The sequence below is a fragment of the Cupriavidus sp. 01L43 genome, assembly GCF_056399925.1.
Map to the genome: position 1 here is coordinate 161,214 of NZ_JBFTSH010000005.1, position 26,743 is coordinate 187,956.

Annotated in this window: 23 protein-coding genes; 2 read left to right on the top strand and 21 right to left on the bottom strand. The window is 66.3% G+C overall.

Annotated elements, in window-relative coordinates; all coding sequences use genetic code 11:
- The first annotated feature begins 252 nt into the window (after window positions 1-252).
- Window positions 253-4,140 carry an autotransporter domain-containing protein gene (locus tag AC1DP9_RS11365; protein WP_477107380.1) on the top strand — a complete coding sequence of 1,296 codons (3,888 nt, stop codon included), beginning with the start codon at window positions 253-255 and terminating at the stop codon, window positions 4,138-4,140.
- A gap of 189 nt (window positions 4,141-4,329) precedes the next feature.
- Here AC1DP9_RS11365 and AC1DP9_RS11370 read toward each other — a convergent pair whose 3' ends face one another.
- From AC1DP9_RS11370 to AC1DP9_RS11420, 11 genes are all read right to left on the bottom strand, one after another.
- Window positions 4,330-5,115: an ABC transporter permease gene (locus AC1DP9_RS11370; protein WP_477105186.1), complete on the bottom strand. Its 786-nt coding sequence runs from the start codon at window positions 5,113-5,115 to the stop codon at window positions 4,330-4,332.
- Window positions 5,105-5,863 carry an ABC transporter ATP-binding protein gene (locus AC1DP9_RS11375; protein ID WP_477107381.1) on the bottom strand — a complete coding sequence of 253 codons (759 nt, stop codon included), beginning with the start codon at window positions 5,861-5,863 and terminating at the stop codon, window positions 5,105-5,107. Before AC1DP9_RS11375 ends, AC1DP9_RS11370 begins: the two co-directional genes overlap by 11 nt.
- Window positions 5,860-7,203 carry an acyl-CoA thioester hydrolase/BAAT C-terminal domain-containing protein gene (locus AC1DP9_RS11380; RefSeq protein WP_477107382.1) on the bottom strand — a complete coding sequence of 448 codons (1,344 nt, stop codon included), beginning with the start codon at window positions 7,201-7,203 and terminating at the stop codon, window positions 5,860-5,862. The genes AC1DP9_RS11375 and AC1DP9_RS11380 overlap by 4 nt, the downstream gene beginning before the upstream one ends.
- Window positions 7,200-8,291 carry an ABC transporter substrate-binding protein gene (locus tag AC1DP9_RS11385; protein ID WP_255370788.1) on the bottom strand — a complete coding sequence of 364 codons (1,092 nt, stop codon included), beginning with the start codon at window positions 8,289-8,291 and terminating at the stop codon, window positions 7,200-7,202. Before AC1DP9_RS11385 ends, AC1DP9_RS11380 begins: the two co-directional genes overlap by 4 nt.
- Before the next feature lie 30 nt (window positions 8,292-8,321).
- On the bottom strand, window positions 8,322-9,848 hold the full coding sequence (locus AC1DP9_RS11390) for a class I adenylate-forming enzyme family protein (protein WP_477107383.1): 1,527 nt from the start codon (window positions 9,846-9,848) through the stop codon (window positions 8,322-8,324).
- A gap of 6 nt (window positions 9,849-9,854) precedes the next feature.
- The gene (locus AC1DP9_RS11395) at window positions 9,855-10,277 is read right to left on the bottom strand and encodes a PaaI family thioesterase (RefSeq protein WP_477107384.1); all 423 of its coding nucleotides are present in this window, start codon (window positions 10,275-10,277) and stop codon (window positions 9,855-9,857) included.
- 56 nt (window positions 10,278-10,333) lie between these two features.
- Window positions 10,334-11,341: a zinc-binding dehydrogenase gene (locus AC1DP9_RS11400; protein WP_477107495.1), complete on the bottom strand. Its 1,008-nt coding sequence runs from the start codon at window positions 11,339-11,341 to the stop codon at window positions 10,334-10,336.
- A gap of 72 nt (window positions 11,342-11,413) precedes the next feature.
- The gene (locus tag AC1DP9_RS11405; protein WP_477107385.1) at window positions 11,414-12,439 is read right to left on the bottom strand and encodes an ABC transporter substrate-binding protein; all 1,026 of its coding nucleotides are present in this window, start codon (window positions 12,437-12,439) and stop codon (window positions 11,414-11,416) included.
- A 9-nt stretch (window positions 12,440-12,448) separates the two neighbouring features.
- On the bottom strand, window positions 12,449-13,258 hold the full coding sequence (locus tag AC1DP9_RS11410; RefSeq protein WP_255370787.1) for an ABC transporter permease: 810 nt from the start codon (window positions 13,256-13,258) through the stop codon (window positions 12,449-12,451).
- Between the two features lie 11 nt (window positions 13,259-13,269).
- The gene (locus tag AC1DP9_RS11415) at window positions 13,270-14,010 is read right to left on the bottom strand and encodes an ABC transporter ATP-binding protein (protein ID WP_092294023.1); all 741 of its coding nucleotides are present in this window, start codon (window positions 14,008-14,010) and stop codon (window positions 13,270-13,272) included.
- Window positions 14,007-14,732, bottom strand: a complete 726-nt coding sequence (locus AC1DP9_RS11420) for a GntR family transcriptional regulator (RefSeq protein WP_092294021.1) — start codon at window positions 14,730-14,732, stop codon at window positions 14,007-14,009. The genes AC1DP9_RS11415 and AC1DP9_RS11420 overlap by 4 nt, the downstream gene beginning before the upstream one ends.
- 324 nt (window positions 14,733-15,056) lie before the next feature.
- Here AC1DP9_RS11420 and AC1DP9_RS11425 point away from each other — a divergent pair, with 324 nt between their 5' ends.
- Complete coding sequence (locus AC1DP9_RS11425; protein ID WP_477107386.1) at window positions 15,057-17,294, top strand: rhodanese-like domain-containing protein; 2,238 nt, start codon at window positions 15,057-15,059, stop codon at window positions 17,292-17,294.
- Window positions 17,295-17,396: 102 nt separating this feature from the next.
- Here the strand turns inward: AC1DP9_RS11425 and metC are convergent, their stop codons facing one another.
- The 10 genes from metC to AC1DP9_RS11475 form a co-directional block, all read right to left on the bottom strand.
- Window positions 17,397-18,596, bottom strand: coding sequence for a cystathionine beta-lyase (metC, locus tag AC1DP9_RS11430; RefSeq protein ID WP_477107387.1), 1,200 nt, complete (start codon window positions 18,594-18,596; stop codon window positions 17,397-17,399).
- A 12-nt stretch (window positions 18,597-18,608) separates the two neighbouring features.
- Window positions 18,609-19,463, bottom strand: a complete 855-nt coding sequence (locus AC1DP9_RS11435) for an amino acid ABC transporter ATP-binding protein (protein ID WP_477107388.1) — start codon at window positions 19,461-19,463, stop codon at window positions 18,609-18,611.
- On the bottom strand, window positions 19,450-20,262 hold the full coding sequence (locus AC1DP9_RS11440; RefSeq protein ID WP_441591235.1) for an amino acid ABC transporter permease: 813 nt from the start codon (window positions 20,260-20,262) through the stop codon (window positions 19,450-19,452). The genes AC1DP9_RS11435 and AC1DP9_RS11440 overlap by 14 nt, the downstream gene beginning before the upstream one ends.
- A complete protein-coding gene (locus AC1DP9_RS11445) occupies window positions 20,252-20,998 on the bottom strand; it encodes an amino acid ABC transporter permease (RefSeq protein WP_477107389.1) in 747 nt (248 codons plus the stop codon). The genes AC1DP9_RS11440 and AC1DP9_RS11445 overlap by 11 nt, the downstream gene beginning before the upstream one ends.
- A complete protein-coding gene (locus AC1DP9_RS11450; RefSeq protein ID WP_477107390.1) occupies window positions 20,995-21,153 on the bottom strand; it encodes a hypothetical protein in 159 nt (52 codons plus the stop codon). The genes AC1DP9_RS11445 and AC1DP9_RS11450 overlap by 4 nt, the downstream gene beginning before the upstream one ends.
- Window positions 21,150-22,028 (bottom strand): transporter substrate-binding domain-containing protein, encoded by an 879-nt coding sequence (locus AC1DP9_RS11455; protein WP_477107391.1) that lies wholly within the window; start codon window positions 22,026-22,028, stop codon window positions 21,150-21,152. The genes AC1DP9_RS11450 and AC1DP9_RS11455 overlap by 4 nt, the downstream gene beginning before the upstream one ends.
- 11 nt (window positions 22,029-22,039) lie before the next feature.
- Window positions 22,040-22,864: a transporter substrate-binding domain-containing protein gene (locus tag AC1DP9_RS11460; RefSeq protein WP_477107392.1), complete on the bottom strand. Its 825-nt coding sequence runs from the start codon at window positions 22,862-22,864 to the stop codon at window positions 22,040-22,042.
- A gap of 101 nt (window positions 22,865-22,965) precedes the next feature.
- Entirely contained in the window at window positions 22,966-23,970 is a 1,005-nt protein-coding gene (locus AC1DP9_RS11465; protein WP_441644911.1) for a tripartite tricarboxylate transporter substrate binding protein, read from the bottom strand.
- 159 nt (window positions 23,971-24,129) lie between these two features.
- On the bottom strand, window positions 24,130-25,410 hold the full coding sequence (locus AC1DP9_RS11470) for an LLM class flavin-dependent oxidoreductase (protein WP_441591237.1): 1,281 nt from the start codon (window positions 25,408-25,410) through the stop codon (window positions 24,130-24,132).
- A 12-nt stretch (window positions 25,411-25,422) separates the two neighbouring features.
- Entirely contained in the window at window positions 25,423-26,412 is a 990-nt protein-coding gene (locus AC1DP9_RS11475; protein WP_477107393.1) for a Bug family tripartite tricarboxylate transporter substrate binding protein, read from the bottom strand.
- Between the last annotated feature and the right edge of the window lie 331 nt (window positions 26,413-26,743).

Here is a 26,743-nt window from a genome sequence, read left to right on the forward strand (position 1 = left end):
GGCTTAAACATATGGGCTGTTGTTTTGAGGCATATCTGCGGTACTCAGGCGTATCTTTCTATTCGCAAAATTGCGAAAATCCCGCCCCGAGGGGGCGCATCTCGTGCGCCGTTTCGGCTTTTTGCCGATGCCACTGATGTTCGCACGGGCGCCCGCCTGCACATTAAAACAATGAAAGCGCACGCATAGCCGGCAAGCCGCTGGTCGCCGCGCAGGGAAAAGGGTCGCCGGCCTGGCCGGCCGCAAATCCGCATGACAAGAGATTCGAGCCTCACCGCCGGTGAACAGCCGTGCCTGCGCGCCATTGCCGGCGCTGTTGCCATCCTCATGATGTCCCTTTCCGGGTCGCCGGCGCAGGCCGCTGGCGGCAATGGTGGCGCCGGGGGCTACAGCTTTAACCTGCCGGGCGGGTTGGGCGGCGTCGCTTCGGGCCAGGCTGGCCAGAGTGGGCTGACCGTGCCCGATGGCGACGGCACCGGCGGCGGGGGCGGCGCGCGCAACGCGGCCGGTGGGGCGGGCGGCATCAACGCGTCCCAGGCGATGCCGCGGGGGCTGGCGGGCGCAGCGGGTACCGCGCCGGGCCAGGGTGGTGGCGACGGTGGCAACGGTAACTTCGACAATGCCTCGTACGCAGGTGGCGGCGGCGGTGGCGGCGGGGGTGGCGCGGATGGCATGGTGATGGGTGCCGTGCCGACCACCATCTCCACCGGCGTGTTCGGCGGCAGTGGTGGCAAGGGTGGCAACGGTGGCGATGACGGCTATTTGCCGGTAGCGTATCAGGGGGGCGGCGGCGGCGGTGGCGAAGGTGGGTACGGCCTGATCCACGCGGGCGGTACCGAGATCGTGGTGAAGGCGGGCGGCGGGGTGTCCGGCGGCCGGGGCGGCAATGGCGGGAACGGCGGCGGGTCGAAGCCGATCGCGGGCCTCCAAGGCGCGGGCAACGGCGGCGACGGCGGTGTCGGCATGTTGCTGACCAGCGCGGCCACGGTACATATCGAAGCAAATGCCGTGGTGGCGGGTGGCAATGGCGGGACCGGGGGCAACGGCGGCGACGGCGTCTACGATTTCTACGGCAGCGTGGGCGGCAAGGGCGGCATGGGCGGCAGCGGCATGGAACTGGCCAGCGGCTCCACGCTGCTGAACGAGGGCACGATCAGGGGGGGCGCGGGGGGCGTGGGTGGCCAGGGTGGCATGAACTTCGATGGTTCGCCGGCCGCGAACGGCACTACGGGTGCGTCCGGCGTGGGCGTGCGCGGCAGCAACCTGACCATCGTCAACAAGGGGACCATCGTAGCAAGCGGCCCCGGCGCGGCGGCGGTCCAGTTCACGGGCGGCACGAACCGTTTCGAGTTCTGGACCAACAGCTTCGTGGGGAGCATCGAGGCCTACGGCACTGACGACACGTTGGCGCTGGCTGGCGACACGGGCGCTGCCACGCTGACCGGCGGCATCGGCAACGCCGGCCTTTATCGTGGCTTCGAGCATTTCGAGAAAATCGGCGCGTCGGTCTGGACCCTCGCCGGTAGCAACACGGATATCACGAGCTGGCAAATCCTGGGCGGCACGCTGGCGATTTCGTCCGACGCCAACCTTGGGGCGGCAGCTGGCTCGCTCGGGCTGAACGGCGGCACGCTGCGCACGACCGCAGCCATGACCACCGCGCGCGCCACCACGCTCGGTGCCGGCGGCGGCACCTTCGAGGTCACGAATGGCACGCTGACGCACAACGGTGTCATCGACGGCCCCGGCGGCCTCACCAAGACCGGCAACGCCACGCTGGAACTGAACGCCGTGAACGCCTATGCCGGCGGCACGCAGGTCAGCGCCGGCACGCTGATCGCCAACGTCAACGGCGCGCTGGGCAGTGGTGCAGTCAGTGTCGATGGCGGCGCAACGCTGCGCCTGAACGGCCGCTTCGACCTGGGCGGCCGGCAGGTGGTCAATCGATCCGGCTACATCAACCTGTACGGCGCCGGCACGCTTGGCAATACCCAGGTGACGAACCTCGGCGGGTTCACGTACCTGCTCGGCAGCAGCACGGCGGCCAATGCCACGATCGTCAACGACGGGGGCGTGATGTCCTTCCAGGAGGGCAGCACCGGCGGAAACAGCCAGGTCACCACGCGCAGTGGCAGCTACACCGAGTTCTGGGGCTGGAGTACCGCCGGCAACGCCTCGCTGGTGGCGGATGCGGGCGGCTGGGTCGATTTCTCGGGCACGTCCGGGCCGGCCTTCGACCACCGGATCACCGCCGGCGCCATCGCGGGGGCGGGGCGCTTCCAGCTCGGCCAGAACGTCTTGACCGTGGGCAGCAACAACACCTCCACCACCGTGAGCGGCACGATCGAGGATGGCGGGGCCGGTGGCGGCACCGGCGGCGGTCTGATCAAGATCGGCACCGGCACGCTGACGCTGAGCGGCACGAATACCTATACCGGTGCGACGCAGGTCAGCGCCGGCACGCTGGCAGTGAGCGGTAGCGTGACCGGTGCGGTCATGGTGAATAACGGCGCCACGCTGAGCGGCGCCGGCAGTGTGGGCAGTACCGTGATTGCATCGGGCGGCACGCTGGCACCGGGCAATTCCATCGGCACGCTGACCGTCATCGGCGACCTGACGCTGGCCGCCGGTTCGACCTATCGCGTGGAAGCCGACCCGGCCTCGTCGGCCAGCGACCGCGTGGCGGTGAGCGGTACGGCCACACTCGGCGGTGCGGTGGTCCATGTCGGCCCCGACGGCAACTTCGCGTCCACGCGCCGCTACAGCATCCTGACGGCCGGGACGATGCAGGGCCGCTTTGCGTCGGTAAGTTCGAACTACGCGTTCCTTGACCCGACGCTGACATATGGCCCCAACGAGGTCACCCTGGCGCTTACGCGCAAGGACGTGACGGACCCTGTATCGCCCGTCTCGCCGGTCGATCCGGGCACGGGTGGCGGCGCAGGTGGCGGCGCAGGTGGCGGGATTGGCGGAGCCGCCCCGCGCCCGATGCGCTTTGCCGACGCCGCGGTCACCGGCAACCAGCGTGCCGTGGCCAACGCACTGGAGACCCTGTCGGACAGCAACCCGGTGCACGAAGCCGTGGTGACGTTGCCCGAGGGCGCGCCGCCGGCCGTCTTCGACAGTCTCTCCGGGGAGGCCCACGCCAGCGTGGCCACGGGTCTGATGACCCTGGCGGGTGGCGCACGGGCGCTGCCGCTGGCGCATTTGAACGACAGCCTGTCCGCCGGCATGCTGCCCGGCGCGCCCATCGCCCAGCTAGGCGGCCCCCTGCCGGCCGCAGCGCTGCCCATTTCCGCCGCCCAGCCGCTGTGGGTGGAGGTGCTTGGCAACTGGCAGAATTTCCATGGGAGTGCCGATGCGGCGCGCGCGCGCCAGCAGACTGGCGGCTTCTATCTGGGCGGCGACGGGGCGGTGGGGCAAGACTGGCGCATCGGCGGGGCGTTCGGCTACGCCAACAGCACGCTGCGCGTGAGCGAACGGTCCTCGCGCGCCATCACCGATTCCTTCAGCGCCACGCTATATGGCGGCCGCGCCTTCGCGCTCGGCGGCGGCAAGCTCAAATGGCTGTTCGGCACCGCCTATAGCTGGCACGACGCCGACACCGACCGGCAGGCCAGCCTCGGGGGCAGCACGGTCCAGTCCCTGACGGCCAGCTATCACGCCAGCACGGCGCAGGTCTTCACGGAAGCCGGCTTCGCCATGCCGCTATCGGCGGCAACCCAGCTCGAGCCGTATGCCGGCGTGGCCTGGAGCGACACACGCACGCGCAGCTTCGCGGAGACGGGCGGCTCGACGGCCCTGCACAGCCCGGGCGACAGCAACACGCTGACCACCACCACGCTCGGCCTGCGCACCAGCGCGCGCGTCCAGTTTGGCGGCACCGACGCGGCGTTCTACGTCGGGGCGGGCTGGCGCCACGCGTTCGGCGACGTACGCCCGGCCACAACGCTGGCGTTCGACGGCAGCCAGCCGTTCACGGTGACGGGCGCCCCGATCGCCCAGAACGCGGCCCTGGCCGAACTGCGCGCCGATTTCGCCATCTCGCCCATGGCCACGCTCGGCCTGCGCTATACCGGGCAGTTTGGCGGCGGCAACCAGGACCATACCGGGACGGTGGGATTGCGGTGGAGGTTTTAAACATCGTGCTTCGGTGGATCACCAGCTGATTGCCTAAAATCCCATAGAGCACCGATTGTATTTCCCTTGCGCGGCGCATTGCACTCTGGCGCAGGTGTCGGCTGGAGTGAGACAACGATCCATCGACCGGTTGAGTCCACGGCCGATCCCGGACGCACGCGGTCTGTTGGTCTAGATTTCTCGCCGCTGCTATCGGCCCCGTACCGTCGGATGCCAGAAGACGGCACGCCGGTGGACGGCCCGAACCCCCTCTACGCCAATGAGCCCTGTCAGCGCAAGCAGCAATACGCCCGCGAACATCGTGGCCGAGTTCATGCTGACCGACGATGATGCAATCAGGAAACCCAGCCCCCGCTGCGCGGAGAGGAATTCGCCCACCACGGCGCCGATCAATGCCAGCGATACGCCGATCTGCAAGCCGGAGAAGATGTCGCCCAGCGTTGCCGGCAGCTTTACGTGCCAGAGCAGGAAACCGCGCGAAGCGCTGAAGGCGCGGCACGCTTCGAGCAGTTCGGGATCGGTGCGCCGGATGCCGTTGACCGTGTTGACGAACAGCGGAAAGAAGCAGACCAGGGCCACCAGCACAATCTTCGATGCTGCGCCAAAACCGAACCAGACCAGCAGGATGGGTCCCAGCGCTACCTTCGGGGTGGCTTGCAGGCCCACCAGCAGAGGGTAGACAAAGCGTTCGAAAGTCTCGGATTCCGCCAGCAACGCGCCGAGTACCACGGCCAGCACGCTGCCCACCGCAAAGCCGGCCACCGTGTTGAGCAGCGTGGCGCCGATATGCGGCCACAGCGTGCCCGTGAAAAAGCCATCTGCGAGCGAACGAAACACCGCCTCTGGCGGTGGCAGCAGGTAGTCGGGAATCTGAAGCCATCGTACGGCCTGATCCCAGGCGAGCAGCAGCAGGCCGATGCTGATAGCGGGATAGACCAGTGCGGGCAGCCGCCGGGCCACGGTGTCAGTGGGCATTGAAATGTCTCCGCAGATGCTGGGTGAGCGTGGTGAACTCCGGATTGTCGAACGTGTCGAGACTGCGCGGGCGCGCCAGCGGATTTGGCAGTGACTCCACGATGCGGCCAGGGCGGGGCGACATGACCAGGATTCGGTCGGCCAGGAACACGGCCTCGGGAATGCTGTGGGTGATGAATAACACCGACTTGCGCTGGACGCTCCAGATGTCCTGCAGCGCGAAGGTCAGGGTCTCCCGGGACAGCGCGTCCAGCGCGGCAAAAGGCTCGTCCATCAATAGCAGTGCGGGGTCAGGTAGCAGCATGCGCGCGATGCCGACGCGTTGCTGCATGCCGCCCGACAGCTCGAACGGATAGTTTTCGGAGAAGGCGGTCAGGCCGACAAGGTCGAGCAGTTGATCCGCACGGGCCTTTGCGCGGGCAGGGTCCAGTCCCTGCGTGCGTGCTGACAGCAGCACGTTTTCGCGTACGCTCTTCCAGGGCAGAAGGCTCGGCTTCTGAAACACCACGCCGGTGCTGCGGCTGGGCCCCTCGACGGGCCGCCCATTCAGTGCGATGTGTCCGCGCGTCGGTGAAAGCAGGCCGGCGGCAAGGCGCAGCAGCGTGGATTTTCCGCATCCCGAGGGGCCGAGCAAGGCGACGAACTCGCCTTCACCGATCTCCACATCGACGTCGGACAGGGCCTCGGTATGGCCGGAACGCGTCGGATAGGTCAGACCCACGCCGCATATCGAGAGTGCGGCGCTCATGACGCGGGCGCTCCCACAGCATGACCGCTTGCCGACCGCTGCGCGGCGTCGGCGAGGAAATTGACCACCCGTGCCCAAGAGACGGCGCTCGCCCTGGCGTTAGCCATCGCGGTGCCACCGCCATCGAGCAGCAGGCCTGCCACCGGGTGCGGCTTTGCGATCAGCGTTGCGGGCAACTGCGGTAGCCCGATTGCGTGTCCGGCGCCTTCGCCGCGCACGTGCTCTACGGGCGCCCCGTTCTTGCGCTGGCCCAGTACATCGGCCACCTGGTCACCGTAGAGCGTGGATGGCCAGAAACCGTCATCGGTGCCCGATATCAGCAGAACGGGTCCCAGGATGTTTTCCACGGGGATGCGGGCGCGTGCCATGGCCCCGGCGTTGCGCAGCGGTGTATGGAAAGCGGCTGCCTGACGTACCGGTTGGCCGGGTGCGGGCGGATGATCGAACGCGTGCCAGTCGGCGTCGGGGTTGTCGCGCCAGACATTGGGCAGCGGCGCGCCGCGCCATGTCCACGCGGTGGCATCGCGTGGTTTGTCAGGATGGCCCGCGCGCAGCGTGCCATGCACCACAGCGCTGGGTACGTACGCGACGACGGCCGAGACCAGCGCAGGGAAGCAGGACGCCAGCAGCAGCGCGAGTTCACCGCCGCGCGACACGCCTGAAATCGCAACGAATCCGTGCCGGGGCGCCAGGCGATCGTGCATCCAGCGTAGCGCGGTTTCGAAGTATTCGAGCGGTGTGTCGTCGATATGATCTGGCCTGCCCGGTGCCTTGAAATAGCCAAGCGCCAGCGCCGCGTAGCCGTGCGAGGCGTACAGCGCGGCGCGTTGTTCGTGCATCCCGCCGCCCGAACCGGCAAGCACCAGTACCGCCGGATGCGGGCCGGGGCTCGCCGGGGTGTAGAGCGTGCCACTAAGCCCCGCTTCGCGTACTGGCCGATGCGTGACGCCGGGCGCCAGGAACCGCAAGGTGTATTGCGCGCGCGCCTGTGCGCCATATTGGCCCGTGGCTGTCAGCGCGATCTCTAGCGGTGCGGTGCCTTCGCTCCATGCCGGGCGCGTGGGGGCGCGCAGCCGCCGCATCGCCCAGACCGGCGCGGTGGCGTCGGCAACGATCCAGTCGCCGCTGACTGGAGCCGTGGCGCTGACCGAGACCGTGCCGTCGGCATCGGCAGTCAGCATGGCCTGGCTTTCCCACTGGCTGCCGTCAGGATGGTTCAAGGTGGCGGCCAGGGCCACGCATTCGTCACCGTTGAAACCTCGCAGCGTGATCTCGCGCGGCACATCCACCAGCGCGTCAGCCGGCGCGATATCGATTCGCGCGTGCAGATGCCGGGTCATTGGGCTGCCTTTGCGCGACGTACCAGCGCGGCGCGATCGAAGTCGCTGAACGCCTGGACAAACTCGTTCGAGAAGATCTTCTGTACCGGCACGTCGGCGCTGGGATATTCTCCGGCCTTGGCCATGGCATCGATGCCGCGCTGGATGGCCGGCAGATCGTACTGGCCCGGCACGCGAAGCGTACCCGACGGCGTGTAAAGCACGCGTTTCAGCCGGCGCGTCAGCAGTTCGGACGCCTCGGCGAGCTGCCTGGCTTCGTCGCCGGCCGGTCTGGTCTCCGGATGCTGCTGCCAGAACGCTTTGACGCAGAATGCGGGATTCGCCTCGCAAACGATCTGGGCCTGGGTGTAGGCGCGGCCGAAGCGGCGCACCAGGTCGGGCTGGTCGCGCAGGGTATCGACGTGTGCGATGAAGCCGTTGCCGGCCGTCTCCTGGAACACCGCCGGATATGCGATGCGCCGGATCCTGGTGCCGGAGAACTCGAGCATGTCGTCCCAGCTGCTGTTGAAGTTCAGCGCATCAACGCGATGGGTGCGCAGCGCCTGGAACCCCGCTCCGAGCGCGCCCACTGCCACGTACTCGACGTTCTTGCCCGGCTCCAGGCCTGCGATGCGCAGCGCCGCGCGGCCGCCCGGAATCGTGCCCCATGTCAGCGCGCCCACGCCGATCTGCTTGCCCTTGAGGTCGGCCAGGGTGCGGATCGGCGAATCGGCCAGCACGGCAAACTCCATCGTATTGCCTGGCACCCCGTTATAGAAATAGCGCAGTGGCAGCGGGTCCTTGCCCGAGAAATAGCTCGCGATAACCGGTTCCGATGTTGGATAGCCGAACGTCACGCGCTTGCCCGCCACCTGGGGCAGCAGGGCGCCAGCACCCTGGAAGACGATCGTCTTGACGCTAAGGTTGGCTTCCTTGAACAGGCCCAGCGCTTCGGCGGCGGCATACGGCGCACCGTCGTGGACAGCCGGGGGAATGGCCAGCGCCACCGTGACTTCATCGAGCGCCTGGGCCGAGGTGGCGAAGAGAGCGGTGGTGCCGAGCGCGGCGAGGATGGCGCCGGCGCGCGCCGGCTTGCAGAACAACATCATGGACTCCTGCGGATTGCAATCGGGGGGGTGTTATGGAACCAGTAGGCGCACGGCTTCGTCGGCCAGTGCGCGCCGGTCGATCTTCTGCGTGGCGGCCAGCGGCAGCGCATCGACATACCAGATCTGCCGCGGGTGCTGATAGGCGGCCAGCTGTGTCAGCGACCATTGGCGCAGCGCGTGCTCGGTGGGCGGCGCGATGCCTGGACGCAGCACCACGAATGCCACCGGCTTGGTGCCCTTGATCTCATCGGGAACCGGGACTACGCTGGCCTGCTGCACAGCTTCGTGCCTCTCCAGCGCCTTCTCGATCTCGCCTGGGTAAAGGTTCTCGCCGCCGCTGACGAACATGTCGTCGCGCCGGCCCACGAAGGTGTAGAAGCCATCGGCATCGCGGCGGAACACGTCGCCGGTGATGTAATAGCCGTCATCGGTGAAGGGCCGCAATTCCGCACGCTGGTGGTAGCCAAGCATCAGCCCGGGGCTACGCAACTCCAGCACGCCTTCATCGGCCGCCTGACCCCGCTCGTCGATGAGCCGCATCGCCACGGCGGGATGCGGATAGCCGACTGATTGCGCTGGCGTAGGCAGCCCATCGGGATGTGGGCCGAAGACCACGGGGCCGCCCTCGGTGGTGCCATAGGCGTTGATGACGCGCGCATTGGGCAGCAACTGATGAATCTGTGCCTTCAGCGCGGGACTGACCGGCGCAGATCCCATGCGTACTGCCCGCACGCTGCTCAGATCGGTGCGGGCCAGCAATTCATGCTCGCGCAGCATCATCGCGATCATCGGCGGCACAGCGGTCAGCCAGGTGCATTGGTGGCGTCCGATCGCATCGATATAGGCAGCGGCCTGGAACTGGTCCAGCAGCACCAATGGCGCGTGGCAGGCCAACGCCAGCAGGATCAGCGCCAGCGCATTCATGTGGTACAGCGGCGCGGCAATCAGCACGCGCTCGTTGGTCAGCGGTGTGCTGGCCTGGCGTGCCCGCACCACCCAGAGGTGGCTGGCGTGGCTCAGGCGCACACCCTTGGGCCGCCCCGTGGAGCCGGAGGTATAGAGCAGCAGCGCCAGGTCTTCGTCGGCGGGCGCGTACGGCGTGAAAGGCGATGTATCGCCGCTCGGCGCACTCAGGGCCGCGTATTCGGATGAGCCGAACGCGATGACGGGCGCGCCGGCGGGCACCTGCGCGTGTTTCGCCTTGTCGCACAGCACAAGCTTTGCGCCACTGTCGTCGACGATATAGTCGACCAGTGCCTGTGGCAGCTTGAAATTCGCCGGCACCGCGATCAACCCGGCGCGCATGATGCCGAGTAGTGACACGACGTAGTCGACTGAATTCACGCCAAGCAGCGCGACGCGGTCGCCCTGCACCAGGCCCCGCCGGAGCAGGCCGCGCGCAATGGCGTCCGCGGCGGCATCGATGGCCCCATACGTATGTTGGGTTGCCTCCCCGTTCGCGCCGACGCCGACGATGGCCAGCGTGGCGGGATCGGCGTCGCGGGCAATCACGCTCCCGAGATTGCGGCCCTGTGCCGCGTGCGCTTCAGCTGCCATGATGCGTCAAGCCTGCGCAGGCGTGGCGTAAACGCCCCGGCCGCTGGCCACCAGACGGCCTTCGGCGTCGTAGACATTGGCCTCGGCTGCGCTCACCAGGCGCCCGGTCTTGATGACCGTGCCCACAACCTTCAGATCGCCGCGCGCCGGGCGATGGTAGTCCACGCGCAGGTCCACCGTCGGCACCCCCTTGCCGGTGTGCGAAACCAGCGCCCAGTCAGCGCCAAGGTCGACCAGCGCGGCCAGGATGCCGCCATGAATGTAGCCGCCGTCAGGGTTGACGATCCATTCGTCGCGGAACTTCGCGGTCAACGTGATCTCGCCTTCGGAGACGGATTGGACCTGCAGGCCGAGCCATTGGTGATAAGGGCCGCGGAGCAATCGTGCCTGTACCTCTGCGGCGGAGGGGAGGGTGGTGGTCTGTGTCATGTTCTCGTATCGATATCGGTGGGGAGGCGTGTGCGAAAGCGGCTTGCGTCGATGCCTTACGGCGTCACCACGACCTTGCCCAGCACGGCGCGGTCGCGGATCAGTGCCAGCCCTTTGGCGGCCTGGTCCAGCGGGAGCACGCTGTCGATCACCGGATCGAGCTTGCCGTCGGCAACCAGTGCCAGCAGGGCCTTGAGGTTGTCGTCGTAGAAGCTGTTCGACCCCTTGATGTTCAGCTCGAAGCTCCAGACGTAGCGCAGGTCTTCCTTCGGGTCATGGCCGGCTGTGGCCCCGCAGACGAGCAGCGTGCCGCCGCGCTTGAGGCTCTTGATCGAGGGCAGCCACGTATCGCCTCCGGTGAAATTGACGATGACATCGACACCGCCATCGAAGGTACGCCGCTGCGGCTTGCCGAAGCGCTCGATGACCCACTTGCCGAAATCGACCTCGCGATAGTTGATGATGTGGTCAGCGCCCAGTGCCTTGAGTCGCGCACCCTTGTCGTCGGATCCCGCCGCAGCGATGACTTCAGCGCCCAGCATCTTTGCCAGCAGTACCGTGGCCGTTCCCACGCCTCCGCTGGCGCCTAGTACCAGCACCTTGTCGCCGGCCTTGACGGTCTGGTGGGTAACAAGCATCCGATGTGCCGTGCCGTAGGCCACCGGCAGTGCGGCGGCCTGCGCGAACGTGACGTTGTCGGGAAGGGCGATCAACTGACGTGCATCCACGCGCGCGAACTGTGCCATGCCGCCATCGGTCATCTCGCCCATCAGGCCCACGCCAGGCTTGAGCGGGTTCACCAGCACGCGGTCTCCGACTTTCCACCCGGTCACGCCGGCGCCCAGTTCGGTGATCGTGCCGGCAAGATCCAGGCCGATCACCACAGGAAACGGCACCTTGATGCCGGGCATGCCGTGGACGGTGAAGACGTCGTGATAGTTGAAGGACGACGCCCCTACGCTGATCACGACGTGGCCTTCGTCGGCCTTGGGTACGGATTTGTCGGCGACGACGCGCAGCCGTTCTTCGACGGTGCCGTGTGCGTCGAGCACCAGCGCTTGCATGGATTGAGTCACGATGGATTCCTTTGGGGGATGGGAAAGCGGAATGGAAAAGGTGGAATCAGTCAGGCGGGCTTACTTGAGCGCCTTGGCCTGCGCATAGGGCTTGAGGGCAAACAGATCGTCCTTCAGTTCGCCCTTGACGAGGCCGGATTCGACGAACACGGCGTGCTGGCGGCGCAGCGTGGCGATGTCCGCGGGCTCGAAGGTCACGCGGTTCATATCGTTCCAGTGGCTGACATAGACCTTGGCATCGTCCGCCGGAAGGTTGGCCTTCCTCTGCAGGATCTGAACGACTTCGTCGCGATTTGCGTTGCCCCAGGCCAGCGTGTCGCGCAAGGCAGCAATCACGCGTGCCACCACTTCCGGATGGTTGTCGACCAGATCGGCGCGCGCAGCGCCCACGCCGATGTAGGGCACGGCATCGGACTGTGTCAGCGTCTTCCATTCGGTGGCGAACGTGCCGAGCTTGCGTACCGGCAGTTCGTCGCCGAGTTGCTCCACGGTGACCGAGCGCAGCGCCGCCGCATCCACCTGCTTCTGGACCAGGAACTGCGCAAGGCGCGATTCGTTGCCACCGACCGGCGCGAAGTCGCCGCTCCTGATCTGATAGTTCCCGGCGAGCACGGCCCCGGCAATCACCGCGACCGAGGAGCCGGCGGGCGACATGCCCACCTTCTTTCCCTTTAGCTCACGGATCGACTGAATGGGTGAATCCTTTGGCACGACGAACTGCACATCGGCGGGCTGCGTCGCGGCAAAGATGCGGATGGGCACGCCCGATGCGGCGGTACCGAACACCCCGGCTACGGGTGCGCCGAACGCAAGGTCGATCGATCCGGAAGCCAGCGCCCGCAGCGGCGCGTTGACGTCGGGAAAGTGAACGAACTCGGCGCGCACGCCACGCTTGGCCAGAAAATCCTTGGTTTCGAGAACCGACCCATAGCCGAGGCTGACGCCGCTGGTCCAATAGCCGATCTTGACGGTGTGCGCCGGCTCGGCGGCACTGGCCGTGGCAGGGGTGATCGCCGCGTAGGAGAGCGCGATGAATGCGGAATAGGCGGAGAACGCGGCGGCGGCCGCTGACAGTAGTTTGCGCACGATGAAGTCTCAGGCTTGGAAGGAAACGGAGGGGATAGACGATTGCCGCGCCGCTGCCTTCCAGCGGAACAACCAGCGTTCCGCGGGCTTCAGCAAGCCGCCTTCGAGCAGCAGCATCAGGCCGACGAGCAGGACGGTCCACGCGAATACCTGGTCCGTCTGCACGAGGTCGGCGGCTTGCCGCAGCCGATAGCCGATGCCGCTGGACGAACCGATCGTCTCGGCCACAAGCGATACGCGCCAGCCGAACCCGAACGCCAGTCGCGCGCCGGCGAAGAAATGCGGCAGGATTGTCGGCACGTAGATCTTGCGCAGCACCTGGAGCCGAGACATGCGGAAGCTGCGTGCCAGGTCGACATAGTGGAGATCGACGGTCTTGGTGCCTTCCCAGACATTGGTCAGGATCAGTGGCATGGCCGTCATGAACACGACAAAAACCGTCGTAGCATCGGAAATGCCGAACCAGATGATGGCGAAGATGGCCCAGATGGCCGACGACACGGTGTTGAAGACCGTCAGTACCGGTTCAAAGAAGCGGGCCAGGACGCGGCTTGCGCCCAGCGTCAGTCCCAGGCCGCTGCCAACGAAGGTGGCCAGCACGAAACCGGACAGAACGCGTCGGCACGTGGCGGCCACGTCGGCGGCGAAGGTGTCGCTGTGCCACAGCGAAATCAGGGCCAAGCCGACTTTCTCGGGGCCGGGCAGCACGAACGACGGCACGCGCGTAGCGCCCCACCACCAGAGCCCCAGCAGCAGGGCCACCAGTAGCAGGCGTTGCAGCACCAGCGTGGCGAGATGACGGGAAGCGGCCGCTGTCACGATGCCGTTCCTCATGCCGCGGCGCGCAGTACGCGCACCTGTTCTGCCACGACCGGCTCGGTGGGGACACGTGGCCGGAGCAGTTCTTCCAGGTTGACCACGTCGGCTACGCGGCCGGGCCGCGCTGCAAGCCGGATCACGCGATCGGCCAGCACCACGGCTTCTTCCATATCGTGCGTGACGAAGACGACGGTCATGCGGTTGCACGCCTGGATGCGCAGCAGTTCCTCATGCATTTGGCTGCGGGTCTGAGGATCGAGCTTGGAGAACGGCTCATCCATCAGCAGGACTTCGGGCTGCACGGCCAGGCTGCGGGCCAGCGCTACGCGGCTGCGCATGCCACCCGACAGCTCGTGCGGCCAGGCATCGCCCCGGGCGTGCAGGCCGACGAGTTCGAGCATCTCGTCTGCCCGACGGCGACGGCCGGCCCGCGAGAGGCTGCTGGCTTCGAGGCCGAACGCGACGTTGTCGCGCACGCTGCGCCACGGCAGCAGCCGATCTTCCTGGAACATGTAGCCGATACGGCGCCAGTCAGAAACCTGCGTCGCGGGCACGCCGTCCACCGCGAGCTGGCCGGCGTCTGGGGTCAAAAGCCCAGACAGGATGTTCAGCAGCGTGCTCTTGCCACAGCCAGACGGACCCACCAGTGCAAGTACCTCCCCGCGGCGCACGGCCACGTCGATACGGTCCAGAATCGTGATGGCGCCGAAGCGCTTAACGATCCCCAGCGCAGACAGAATGGGCGGATTCATGCGAAATTTCCCACAACACGCAGGGGCAGGGAAGTGCCGGCCTGCGACAAGCTGGCGTAGACCTTTTCCATGGTCTGAGTGCGGAATGCCTCGATGTGACGGCGCGCAATCGTTTCGGCGGCCTTCTCGTCGTGATCCTCGAACGCCTTGATCAGCGAACTGTGGTCATGGCGGATCTCCGGACGCACGCGCTGGACATTGAAGCCGAGCGCGACGAGCCGCGACATCTCGTCCATCAGCGACGACAGCGTGCGCGTCAGCCGCTCGTTGCCAGTAGCCTGGACGATGGCAAGGTGGAATTGCTTGTTCGCGTCCATGAACTTGTCGATGCGGCGTGGTGCCGGAATCGCGTACTCATCGCGGCAAGCCGCCTCGAGCCCGTGCAGCAGCCCCGTATCGACGCGGCCGATGGCGAGCCGGGCCGCCATCGGTTCCAGCTGTACACGTAGGGCGAAGACTTCCTCCACATCCTTGAGCGTGATGGGCGCCACCTGGTAGCCGCGACGTGGCCGGGCAAAGATCAGGCGGTCGTGGGCTAGCCGCGTGAGCGCAATGCGACAACTGTTCTTGCCGAAGCCGTAGCTCGTCATCAGCTCGCCTTCGGTGACCAGCGTGCCTGGCACCAGCTTGCAGGACAGGATGTCGCGGCGCAGTGCCGCGTAGGCGGCCAGGCCCAGGCTGGCGTCCTGCGTCTCCTCTGCAATTCCAGCCTGCACGCTCATTGTTCGTTGCTCCTTGGCGGTCGTCTGGCGGCATTCATGTCCGCCTTGCAATACATGGGCGTAGCTTAGGGCCGGGCTGTGGGGAAGCAAACGAACAGATTTACAGAAGCATATGAAGGGGCCGCTATGACTGGGCAGTTCAGGCTTGTGGGATGCTCAGGCTGACATCGTGGCACGGGCCACATGGGTCTTCTGGCCGATGCTCATCACGCCGCGGCCTATTGCCAATCACGCATAACCTTGTGCGTGTTTGTTCGTTCCTTGCGCACGCGGCAGGCCCTAGAGTCGGTAGCTTGTCCCCATCCGACCCTTTGGCCCTTCGACATGACCGCATCTCAGACATCTTTCCCTGCTGCAGCAGGAACCGACATCGCCAGCCGCCGTCACCGGGCCGTAGCCGGATTCATCGCCGAAGCGCGCCGCCTGCTCGGAAGCACTGCTGTGACCGACAAGGCTGGGCTCGAACCGGTTGCGCGGGCGTTGGAGGCACTCGGCCAGGAACGCGAACTGTTTCCAGGTGAGCATTTTCCGGTGTCCGCCAGCAACCCGGCACAGGTCTACCGCCTGGCCGAGGATATCGACGGCAGGTTCGCGTTGTATGTGTCAGCCGGGCTGCCAGGCAAGGCGCAACCGCCGCACGATCACACCACATGGGCGATCATTGCCGGCATCAGTGGCCGCGAACGGAACAACTTCTACGCGCGTGAGGGGACCGATGACCCGGCGCGCGACACACTGCACGAGATCGACGAATTCGATGTCGTGGTTGGCACCTCCGTGACGTTGCTGCCGGACGACGTACACACAATCGAACTGATCGGTGAGGAGAAAGGGCTGCATTTGCACTTCTACGGGCTGGCGCTGGATCGTCTGGCAGGCCGCGTGGTGTTCGAAAGCAAGGCCGGCGGCACGTACCGCCACTTTGGCCCGCCGCGCCGGCTGGCCGCACCCGTGGTCGGGGCCGCAGCGCTGAAGGAGGCGCTGGCCGATGGGCAGGAGATCGCGCTGCTCGATGTTCGCGAGACTGGCGTCCATACGAAGGGCCATCCGCTGCTGGCGGCGTCCGCACCATTGTGGCGCCTGGAACTGCTGATCGATCGCCTGGTGCCAAGACGCGACACGCGCATCGTACTGCTCGACGGCGGCGGCAATGCCGACGCGGTCGCACACCAGGCGGCCGCAAAGCTGGTACGCCTGGGCTGGGGCAATGTGTCCGTGCTCGAAGGTGGCGTCGCCGCCTGGGCTGCGACCGGGAATGAGCTGTTCACGGGCAGCAACGTTCCCAGCAAGGCGTTCGGCGAGGTCATCGAGCACGAGAAGCATACGCCCTGGATCGACGTCGACGAGCTGCACAGCCGTATCGAAGAAGGCGACGACATCGTCGTGGTCGACAGCCGCACCACCGAGGAGTTTACCGATTTCAGCCTCCCGTTCGCGCATAGCCTGCCTGGTGCGGAGCTGGTCTACCGAATTGGCGAACTTGCGCCGAACCCCGGCACGCTTGTAGTGGTCAATTGCGCGGGCCGCACGCGCAGCATTGTGGGCGCGCAAACGCTGATCGATGCGGGCATTCCCAACCCGGTGGCGTCGCTCAAGGACGGTACGATGGCCTGGTTGCTGTCTGGCCGGATGCTGGCGAAGGGGCGCGTGACGCCGCTGCCGGAGCCATCCGCTACAACGCTCGATGGCGCCCGTGCTCGCGCCGAGCATGTGGCCGCGCGCGCGGGTGTACAGAGGATCGACGCCGCCGGCCTGGAACGACTGGAGGCAGCGTCGCAGACGCGTACGCTGTACCGATTCGATGTGCGCACGCGCAGCGAGTATGAGGGGGGCCATCTGCCCGGCTGGCGCTGGGTCCCAGGCGGGCAACTGGTGCAGGCGACCGACGAGTACCTGGCCACGCGCCGTGCGCGCATTGTTCTGGCGGACTTCGACGGCGTGCGCGCGCTGACAACGGCCGCGTGGCTGGCGCAGCTAGGCGGCTACGAGGTCTTCGTCTACGCTCCTCAGGCCCATGCGGGTCTCGTGACCGGCCCGGAGCCGGTGCGCGTGCTGATATCGCAACCGCCTGCCGCGCCGGTGTCGGCGCAGCAGGCGTCGCAACGGCTGGCGTCCGGCACGGCAAGGTTGTTCGATGTGGAGCGACGATCCGCCTACGAGAAGCGCCATGCAGAGGGCGCGTATTTCGCTGTGCCAGACCGGCTGGAAGCGCTGATTGCCGACATTCCGGCAGATCACGTCATCCTGATCACTTCGTCGGATGGTGTGCTCGCGCGCGCGGTGGCCGCGGAACTGGTGGCGCGTACTGGCCGTGATACCCGCTACCTAAGCGGCGGCACGCAGGCGTGGGTGGCTGCAGGGCTACCCGTGGGAACGGGTGGCGAGCGGGTGCTGACCGGCGACGACGACTACTGGTTCAGCCCGTATCAGCATTCCGATGTCGCGCAACGGAATGCCGGCTTCCAGGCGTATCTCGACTGGGAGGTCAATCTCGTGGAACAACTGGGGCGCGAGGGCGACATCGGCATCCGCCTGATCGAGGCGGCCGAGACGGCGAGTTGAATCGAACTGCCACGCCAGACGGCGTGCGCATACACCTGGCAGGGCCGCCTTGGCCGCCGCCGCGTGTCTCGGGCGAATGGGTCGATGTCGCGCATGCTTTCCTCAGGCGATGGTGTGTTGGAAAGCTTGCTGAAGATCCGCGATCAGGTCGCGCGGATCTTCCAGGCCGACATGCAGACGGATGACCGGGGCGTTGTTGCCATGTTCCTGCCAAGTTCGGGATGCGTTGAGCCGTTCGGCCGGCGCCACCAGTGCCAGGCTCTCGTAGCCGCCCCACGAAGCGCCGATCGAAAACAGCCGGAAGGCATTGACCAGACGGCCGGCGGCGGCATGGTCTGTCCCCAGCAGAGCAAACGACACCAGCCCACTGGCGCCGGTGAAATCGCGCCTCCAGAGCGCGTGGCCGGGGTCTTCGGGCAGCGCAGGATAGAAGGTCCGGGCGACCTGCGGCTGCCGCTGTAGCCATTGCGCTACCTCGGTGGCGTTACGCTGGTGCTGCGCGAGCCGTACGGGCAGCGTGCGCAGTCCGCGCAATGCCAGGTAGGCGTCATCGGCACCAATCGTCAGGCCCAGCGCTTCGTGCGCGTTGGCGATGCGGTCCGCCACTGCCTGGCCGTCGACCACGACTGCCCCTTGCATCACGTCGGAATGGCCAGCGATGTACTTGGTTGCAGCCTGGATCGAGATATTGGCCCCCAGCCGCAGCGGCTGCAGGAACCAGCCGCCGCTCCACGTGTTGTCGATGGCCACGGGAACGCCCCTCGCGCGGGCAATGGCGGTCAGGGCAGGCAGATCCAGGACATCGAACAGCAAGGAACCCGGCGACTCCACGTACACGAGCCGCGTATTGGTGCGGATCAATGCATCAAGGTTGTCGTGTGCGGGCGAGAAGTACTGAATCTGCACGCCCAGCCGCTGCAGCAGTGTCTGGTCAACCCGGCGCAGTGGTGCGTAGACCGTGTCGGAAACCAGCGCATGATCGCCCGGACCGAGCAGCGCCAGCAGCACCAGCGTAATCGCCGACAATCCGGACGGCGTGAGGAATGCACGATGCCCGCCTTCGAGCGTGCACAGCGCGTCTTCCAGCGCCTCATGCGTGTCGAGTCCGTGGCGACCGTAGGTGGCAATGCGCTCGCCGTGTGAGCGGCGGTGCTGACGGTCGGCCAGCGTCTCGATATCCTCGAAGCGCACCGTGCTGGTACGCACCACAGGGACGTTGACGGGGCCGACGCCGTTGCGCAGGCGCGGTGCGCCGGCATGCAGTAGCCGCGTGTGGATGCCGTCCGCGGAATTCTGGCTCATCGATCGTCCTTGTCAGCCTTGGATGGTTGCGGATGCCGGGGCGAACGCGGCATTGAATTCGGCGGGCAGGCGCGGGATGGCGCCCAGCGCCCGGCGCAGGAATGCGCGCGTGCGTTCGTGGCGGGGAGCGCCGAAGATCTGTTCGGGCGGACCGTGCTCGACGATGCGACCCGCCTCGGTGAAATAGATGTGGTCGCTGATTTCGGCCGCGAAGCGCATTTCGTGCGTCACCAGCACGCAGGTCATGCCGTCTTCCACCAGTTCACGGATAACGGTCAGCACTTCGCCAACGGTTTCGGGATCAAGCGCAGACGTCACCTCGTCGAAGAGCATCAGCTCCGGGCGCATGGCTAGCGCCCGGGCAATCGCCACCCGTTGCTGCTGACCGCCCGACAGCTCGCCCGGATAGGCGTGTGCCGTGTCCGACAGCCGCACCTTGCCCAGCAGCGCATGGGCTTCCTGCTCGGCCTCGCGGCGGGTGCGGCCATTCACGCGAGTGGGCGCGATCACCAGATTCTCCAGCACGGTCAGGTGCGGAAACAGGTTGTACTGCTGGAAGACAAAGCCCACGCGCTTGCGCAGCGCAATCAGCTCGTCTTCGGTGCACAGGGTCTCCACCGCGGTATCGCCAACGCGAATCTGCCCCTGCTGCGGCCGCAGCAGGCCAGTGATGCAGCGCAGGATCGTGCTCTTTCCCGAACCGGACGGCCCGATGATGGTCACGGCCTCGCCGCGTCGTACCTCGACGTCGATACCCTTGAGCACGCTGTTGTCGCCGAAGGTCAGGTGGACATCGTGCAGCGCGACAAGCGGTGCGGCCGGCGCCGGCGACTGCCGGCTGCGCAGGAAGGAGTCAGTGGCGGTCATGACGACGCTCCAGCGCACGCGTGGCGCGCGCGATCGGATAGCAGTAAGCAAAGAAAAGGCCCAGCAGCGTGAAGTAGACCAGCACCGTGAAATCGGTGCGGGCCACGGTATTGCTGGCCACTTGGGCGGTATCGACCACGTCGTGCACGCCAACCAGGGAGGCCAACGACGTGCTCATGGTGATGCTCGCGTACAGGTTCATCCACGGCGGTAGCATGCGTCGCAGGCACTGCGGCAGTACGATGAGCCGGAAAATCTGGCTGCGACGGAACGCCAGCGACTGGGCGGCCTCCCACTGAGCACTTGGAATCGACTGGATCGCGCCGCGGAAAATCTCGGCCACATTGGCACTGGCGGGGAGTGCGAGACCCAGCACGACCTTGATCCAGTCCGGGAACGGCACGGTCCAATGGGCGATGTGAAGCTCGAACGGAAACACGTAGGTGGTGAAGTACACGAGTACCAGGATGGGCGCGTTGCGGAACGCCTGTACCCACAGACGCGCCATGTGGCGTACCCAAGGATAGGTGGACAGTGACAGCGCCCCGATGACCAGGCCGGCCAGCGTGCCGAGCGCCATCGCAAGGATGCTGATCTCGATATTGGCCCCCATGCCGCGCAGCAGCGCGGGTGACCAGGTCCAGAGATTGCGGAATACAGCCGGGGTGCTACCGGTGGCGGTCCAGAATCCGACCACGGCCAGCACGCACACGGCGGCGAGCGCCCAGGGGCTGAGGAGGGCGCTCCTGACGGGGTTGGGCGCCACGCGCCAGCGCAGGGCGAGCGGATTACTGGCCATAGCCGGGCATCCTCAAGCGTAGTTCCAGCCAGCGTCCTGTTCGGCTGACCAGCCAGGTCAGCAATCCGAAGCATGCCAGGATCAACAGCAGCAGCTCCAGCACATTGTCGCGCTGGGTCCAGATCATGATGGACTCGTACGTGACGTCGCCGACGGCGATGGCCGACGCGACGGCTGTCATCTTGACCAGGTCGACGAGGTTGTTGACCAGCGCGGGCAGCGCGAATCGGACGGCCAGCGGCAATTCGACCTGCAGCAGCAGTTGCCGGCGGGAGAACCCCAGCGAGCGCGCGGCTTCCAGTGTGGCCCCCGGCACGGCTTCGATGCCGGCGCGGAGCGCCTCGGCGTGAAACACGGCCTTGTGCAGCGAGACGACGGCGACGACCCAGAAGAACGGCGTCAGCGGATTGCTGCTGCCCAAGTTGTGCAGATGCTGGGTAATCAGCATGTTCAGCACGAGGAAGCCGCAATAGAGCTGTACCAGCGTGGGCGTGTTACGCGTCAGTTCGACGAACGCACGCGCTGGCGTGGCCAGGGCCGCCTTGCCGGACGTGAGTAGCGCGGCCAGGACCGCGCCAGCTACCAGGCTGCACGGAATCGTCAGTGCGCAGAGTTGCAGCGTGACGACCAATCCGTGGAGAAACGCGGTGCGCTCCGTGGTGTCCAGCACGAACGCATAGTTCAGGCCCAACGGTTTGAGGGCGGCGATGACGGAGACGATCCGGGCGTCAATCATGGGCGCGCCTCCGCTGGCGCGGGGCGCAGCCTGCCCACGGCCTGCGCGATGCGCCGCAATGCCGCTTCCAGCACATGGCGCTGCCCGGCGGCCGCAATCGGCGACAGCCGGACGCGACGGGCACGCTGGGACGACGTAATGGACGGCGTGGTCATGGTTTCCGGCTTTCCGTGAAGACCGTGAAATCCTGCGGCGCCACGTCGAACTTGCCCTGGCGGGCATGGTCGTGGGCGGCCCTGATATAGGCACCGTCCGGCACGCCGAACTTGCGGGCCTGGCTGAGCAGGAAGCCGGTGCGATGCCAGTCGCGGATGGCCTTGTCGACAAACGCCACGGTGTCCTGTTCGCCGCGCCGCGTCCACACGACGGTTGGGGAAGGGATCAACTGATCTTCGGTGGCCAGCGCGAAGGCGGTCCACTCTGCCTTGTTGGGGCCGGTCAGCGTCTGGTACAGCGCTGGCTGGATATGCACTGACGCCGCGCACGAGCCCCCCTTGAGCGCCAGCAGGGATTCCGGAATGCCGCGCAGGCCCTTGACGATGGCGCCGTACTGTTCGGCCAGCGGCTTCGCGAAGTTGCTGCCCTGAGATACGCAGGCCACCTTCCCGCGCAGATCCTCCCAGCGTTTGATGCCGCTTTGCCTGGACACCATCGCGCCGCCGCCGACCAGGTCGTAGGGCGTGGGCGCGAAGCTCAGAATCTCGCTGCGTTCCTGCGTCCACTGGATGTTGGCCACGAGCAGGTCGACCTTGCCGGCCTGCAGGAACTGCACGCGCGTGGATGCGGTTACCGGTACGGTCTCAAGTTGCACGCCAAGGCGCCGGGCCAGGTCTGCCGCCAGTTCCGTCTGGTAGCCGCCGGTCTTGCCGGTCGCAGTGTCGAGGAGGCCGAATGGCGGGCTGGCGCCATCGATGCCCACCGACAGCTTGCCGCGCTGCCGAATCCTGTCGAGCGTGGCGTCAGCCCATGCGGTATGCGCCAGCGCGACCCCAGCCAGCAGCAGGGCGCCCGATACGAGACGCTTGTCCATCGGGCGCCCCCTCAACCCTTGTACCTGGCTTGCAACTCGGGCAGCAGTGGCTGCGGCGGCGTAATGCCAAGCCGCTTCTCCGTGCCGATCAGCCAGCCCGTGCGGTGCCATTCCTGCACGACCTTGTCTACTGCGGCGACGGTATCCGCCTCCCCCTTGCGCGCCCAGACCACCGATGGCGCGGGCAGGATCTCGGTCGGAATCGGCGCTGCGTAGCCGGCCCACTCGGCATTGGTACGCAGCAGCGGATGGATCAGCGTGGCGTCATGGACCGCCGCCACGCATTGGCCGCCACGCAAGGCCAGCAGCGATTCGGATGCGGTTTTGAAACCGCGCACCTGGGCGCCGTATTGCTCCTGCAGCGGCTTCACGAAGCTGCTGCCCTGCGATGCGCAGACGGTCTTGCCGCGAAGGTCATCCCATTGATGGATGCCGCTGGTCTTGAGCGCCGCGGCGGTGCCGCCCACGCGATAGAACGGCGTGGGCGCATAGGACAGCAGCTCACCGCGATCGGCGTTGTACTCCATCGAGGCGATCAGCAGGTCTACCTTGCCTGCCTGCAGGAACTGCACGCGGTTCGACGGATTGACCTGTACGAGTTCAGCTTCCACGCCTAGCCGCCGGGCGAGGTCGCGGGCAAGTTCGGGATTCCAGCCGGTCAGTTGCTGGGTCGCAGGATCGATCGATCCGAAAGGGCCCCCGTTGACCAGCACGCCGATGGCAACTTTGCCGCGTTGCTTGATCTTGTCGAGCGTGGCATCAGCGTGTGCCGGCTGGGTGGCGAGGAGGGTGAACGCGAGTGCGGCGATGGCGCGCAGGGTGTGGTCGGTTGTCATGAGGCTTGGGTAGTGGAAGCTGGTCAGCCGGCGCCTGGAAAAGGCACCGCTGCACAGCAAGGGAGATTCCCATGAAGGGGTGCGGCGGCGGTGCGCAGCAGCTAGTTCAGCGTGATCCCGGCAGATACGATGACCGCCGCGTATCGGGGCAAATCCTTCGATAGCGTGTCGTCGAGCGCCCGCGCCGAAGAGGCCACCACAACAAAGCCGGCCTCTTCAAGCTGCTGCCTGGTGGACGGCTGGGTCAGCACGGCCGTGGCATCGCGGTTGATGCGCTCGACAACCTCGGTTGGCGTGCCGGCCGGGGCGAGCAGGCCCTGCCAGCTTTCCACCGCGAAGCCCGGTGCACCGGATTCGGCCATCGTGGGCACTTGCGGGAGCGCCTTCGAACGGTAGGGCGTGGTGACGGCGAGCGCGGTCAGGCGTCCGTTGCGCACGTAGTCGGTGACGGCGGCCAGCGTGATCAGCGTGGCGTCGATATGGCCACCGAGCAGATCAAGCGTGGCAGGGCCGCCGCCGGGGTATGGGATGTAGTTGACCTCGATGCCGAGCTGGCGCGACAGCATTTCATGCGCGACGTGGGCGATCCCACCATTGCCGGGCAATCCCAGCGCGAGTTCGCCGGGCTTGCGCCGCGTCAGCGCGAGGTACTCGCCGAAGGTTCTTACGCCCAGGTCGGGACGGACGACCAGGATCTGCGGGCTGACGACAGCCTTGGTCACGCCACGGAATGCGTGCCGCGTGTCGTAGGGCAGCCGCTTGAACAGCGAAGCATTTAGCGTTACGCCTTCGCCGCCCAGCAGCAACGTGTAGCCGTCCGGCGTGGCGCGGGCCACCTGGGCCGCACCAATTGTGCCGCTGGCGCCGGACACGTTTTCGACCACCACGCTCTGGTGCCACCGCTCGCTGAGCTTCTGCGCCAATGTACGGGCCAGCTTGTCGGCGCTGCCGCCAGCCGACACCGGTACGATGATGCGGACGGTCCTGGCCGGAAAGCTGTCGGCCGGCGTGTCGGCGATGGCGGCGATGGCGGCGGTTGCGCAGGCGGAGCAGGCAAAGGCCACCAGTGCGGATTTCAATGTGTCGAGCAGTCTGCGGCGCAGCATGATGAAAGCCAGTATGAGTCCGGACACGCCTGCCGACACGATGTCGGCATGCAGTCAAGCAATGTCGCGGACCAATCAGCTTATGGAGGGATACATCCAATACGAACAAATCTTTTCGTACTTGGATATGCGCGCCCGACTTGCACGCTCAACGTGGCGTCAACGACCCTGCGGAAGTGGCAATTGAAGATGGTCCCGCAACGTGCGGCCCTCATAGTCGCGTCGGAACGCTCCGCGAGCTTGCAGGATCGGCACCACCTCGCGCGTGAAGTCTTCAAATCCACCGGGGAAATAGGCGGGCATGATGTTGAAGCCATCGGCGGCGCCGGCACGCACCCATTCGATCATGTGGTCGGCCACCTGTGCGGCGGTGCCAACCACGATCTGGTGGCCGCGCGCACTGGCCACCAGATGATAGAGCTGGCGCAGCGTTAGCCCGCGGTCACGCGCCAGCCTGATGAGCAACGCGCTGCGGCTATGCACGACGACCTGCGCGGGCAATGGCGGCAGCGGCGCGTCGAGCGCGAAGCCCGACACGTCGACGGCGAGTTGCTCGGCCAGGATGGCCAACGCATTCGACTGGTCGGTGAAGGACTGCAGTTGCGCGAGCTTGTCGTGTGCCTCTGCCTCGGTCGCGCCGATGATCGGCATCAGGCCGGGCATGATCAGGCAATGACGCGGATCGCGTCCCGCTTCAGCCACCTGCCGGCGCAGGCCGTTTGCAAACTCGGTCGCCGATTCGAGGTCCTGTTGCGCGGTGAAAACCACTTCCGCATGACGCGCGGCCAATGCCTGGCCCGGGCCCGACGAACCTGCCTGGATCAGCACGGGCTGTCCCTGTTCACTGTTCGTGACGTTGAGTGGGCCGGCGACCGAGAAGTGACGGCCTTCGTGGTTCAGCGGGTGCATCTTGTCCACGTCGATATAGATGCCACCAGCCTTGTCCTGAACGTACGGGTCCGGATCCCACGAGCGCCAAAGCCCCTTTATCACCGAGACGAACTCTTCGGCAATGGCATAGCGTTCGGCGTGATCGGGGTGACGGCTGCGGCTGAAGTTCACCGAGCCGTCCGCGAATGTGGTCACGATGTTCCACGCGGCGCGGCCGCGCGACAACTTGTCTATGGTCGCCAGCGTTCGCGCCAGGTTGAACGGTTCGCTGTATGTCGTCGACGCGGTGGCAGCCAGCCCGACATGTGTGGTCACCATCGACAGCGCAGCGAGCATGGCCAGCGGATCGGGGCGCGTGATCATCGAAGGATGGGCGTCGGCGGAAGTCAGCAGCCGGTCGCCGAAGAACACCATGTCGAACTTCGCGCGCTCGGCCGCCTGTGTCATACGCACGACCAGGTCGATGTTCTCGGTACCAGACTCGGCGCCTGGGTATCGCCAACCGGCCGCATGATGCCCGGCCGCGAGCAGGAACAATCCAAGTTTCATGATTGTCTCTGCTCAGTTTCCCTGCACTGTGCTGTCCTTGACCACACGCGCGGCAATCTCGTGTACCTGGCGGATGCGCTGCGACGTCTGCTCCGCCGTCAGCGTCTGCACATCCACCTGGACGCGGCCCAGCGCGGCAACGGTGTCGGGCTCTGCCAGGATCTCGCCGATCCACTGACGCAGCCTGGCCAGCACCTCGGGCGGCACGTTGCGCGGCGCGGTGATGAAGAATGCACCGGCCAGCGAGTCTTCCCAGCCCTTGATACCCGCATCGCGGATGCTGGGCACGTTGGGCAGGTCTGGCGAACGCGCACCACCGAAGTAGGCGAGCGCGCGCAGCTTACCCTGCTTGATGAACTGCGTGCTGAGCGGATCGAAAACCAGGTCCACGTGGCCCGCCACCACATCGGCCACGGCCGGCGCACTGCCCTTGTAAGGCACGTGCCGGATATCGATGCTGGCGAGCCGCTTGAGCAACTCGCCAGCCAGGTGCCCCGGGGTGCCATTGCCCGAACTGGCGAACGTGAGCTTGCCGGGATTCGCGCGCGCGTAGGCAATCAACTCCGGCAGTGTTCGGATCGGCAGCGCTGGGTTGATAGCCACCGTCGCCAGCGAGTTGCCGATATAGGCAACGGGCACGAGGTCGTAAAACGGGTCGAACTTTACGGTCATTAACTGCGGAGCGATGGCCAGGTTGCCAATCGACGTATTGAGCAGTGTGTATCCGTCCGCCGGAGACGCCGCCACGAAGCCGGCCCCGAGCGTGCCGCCTGCGCCGGCCTTGTATTCGATCACCACCGGTTGTCCAGCCTTCTCGGCCAGCCGCCTGGCAATGATCCGTGCGACGTTGTCATTGGTGCCCCCGGGTGTATAGGGCACCACGTAGTTGATCGGCTTCGACGGGAAGGGCTGTTGTGCAGACGCGGTCACGGTGGCGGCGTGGAGCACGGCGAGTACCGCAAGCGCGGCGCGCAGGGGCGCAGGTAGAGCGGGAAAGTGCATGACGATCGGGAACGGAAAAAGATGGGCTTGGGCGCATGAAGCAGACCGACCATCGTAGGTCGATACGCGTGGCGCCGGAACTGCCGATTCGTCATGTCGTTAGCCGCTCAGGTGATAAGCGGCTTGCACCCGGGGCCACGGGTGATGCGACCACTTCAGGAAATAGGTAACTCTGATCTGCACGATGTTCATTCTTGTAACCAATGCCCCCTCCCGGTCGGTGCTCCCGGGGGCTAAGTCGTAAGAGGGATCTCAGCGCTCCCGGGTGAGGGCAGCTCGACATTCATCATCCCTTTGCTGTAGTCCCCAAGGCCCATTTCGCTCCACGTGT

Excerpts from the sequence above, each read along its gene's own strand:
- AC1DP9_RS11365 (WP_477107380.1), top strand. The coding sequence starts at position 253 with ATGACAAGAGATTCGAGCCTCACCGCCGGTGAACAGCCGTGCCTGCGC.
- AC1DP9_RS11370 (WP_477105186.1), bottom strand. The coding sequence starts at position 5,115 with ATGCCCACTGACACCGTGGCCCGGCGGCTGCCCGCACTGGTCTATCCC.
- AC1DP9_RS11375 (WP_477107381.1), bottom strand. The coding sequence starts at position 5,863 with ATGAGCGCCGCACTCTCGATATGCGGCGTGGGTCTGACCTATCCGACG.
- AC1DP9_RS11380 (WP_477107382.1), bottom strand. The coding sequence starts at position 7,203 with ATGACCCGGCATCTGCACGCGCGAATCGATATCGCGCCGGCTGACGCG.
- AC1DP9_RS11385 (WP_255370788.1), bottom strand. The coding sequence starts at position 8,291 with ATGATGTTGTTCTGCAAGCCGGCGCGCGCCGGCGCCATCCTCGCCGCG.
- AC1DP9_RS11390 (WP_477107383.1), bottom strand. The coding sequence starts at position 9,848 with ATGGCAGCTGAAGCGCACGCGGCACAGGGCCGCAATCTCGGGAGCGTG.
- AC1DP9_RS11395 (WP_477107384.1), bottom strand. The coding sequence starts at position 10,277 with ATGACACAGACCACCACCCTCCCCTCCGCCGCAGAGGTACAGGCACGA.
- AC1DP9_RS11400 (WP_477107495.1), bottom strand. The coding sequence starts at position 11,341 with ATGCAAGCGCTGGTGCTCGACGCACACGGCACCGTCGAAGAACGGCTG.
- AC1DP9_RS11415 (WP_092294023.1), bottom strand. The coding sequence starts at position 14,010 with ATGAATCCGCCCATTCTGTCTGCGCTGGGGATCGTTAAGCGCTTCGGC.
- AC1DP9_RS11420 (WP_092294021.1), bottom strand. The coding sequence starts at position 14,732 with ATGAGCGTGCAGGCTGGAATTGCAGAGGAGACGCAGGACGCCAGCCTG.
- AC1DP9_RS11425 (WP_477107386.1), top strand. The coding sequence starts at position 15,057 with ATGACCGCATCTCAGACATCTTTCCCTGCTGCAGCAGGAACCGACATC.
- metC (WP_477107387.1), bottom strand. The coding sequence starts at position 18,596 with ATGAGCCAGAATTCCGCGGACGGCATCCACACGCGGCTACTGCATGCC.
- AC1DP9_RS11435 (WP_477107388.1), bottom strand. The coding sequence starts at position 19,463 with ATGACCGCCACTGACTCCTTCCTGCGCAGCCGGCAGTCGCCGGCGCCG.
- AC1DP9_RS11440 (WP_441591235.1), bottom strand. The coding sequence starts at position 20,262 with ATGGCCAGTAATCCGCTCGCCCTGCGCTGGCGCGTGGCGCCCAACCCC.
- AC1DP9_RS11445 (WP_477107389.1), bottom strand. The coding sequence starts at position 20,998 with ATGATTGACGCCCGGATCGTCTCCGTCATCGCCGCCCTCAAACCGTTG.
- AC1DP9_RS11450 (WP_477107390.1), bottom strand. The coding sequence starts at position 21,153 with ATGACCACGCCGTCCATTACGTCGTCCCAGCGTGCCCGTCGCGTCCGG.
- AC1DP9_RS11455 (WP_477107391.1), bottom strand. The coding sequence starts at position 22,028 with ATGGACAAGCGTCTCGTATCGGGCGCCCTGCTGCTGGCTGGGGTCGCG.
- AC1DP9_RS11460 (WP_477107392.1), bottom strand. The coding sequence starts at position 22,864 with ATGACAACCGACCACACCCTGCGCGCCATCGCCGCACTCGCGTTCACC.
- AC1DP9_RS11465 (WP_441644911.1), bottom strand. The coding sequence starts at position 23,970 with ATGCTGCGCCGCAGACTGCTCGACACATTGAAATCCGCACTGGTGGCC.
- AC1DP9_RS11470 (WP_441591237.1), bottom strand. The coding sequence starts at position 25,410 with ATGAAACTTGGATTGTTCCTGCTCGCGGCCGGGCATCATGCGGCCGGT.
- AC1DP9_RS11475 (WP_477107393.1), bottom strand. The coding sequence starts at position 26,412 with ATGCACTTTCCCGCTCTACCTGCGCCCCTGCGCGCCGCGCTTGCGGTA.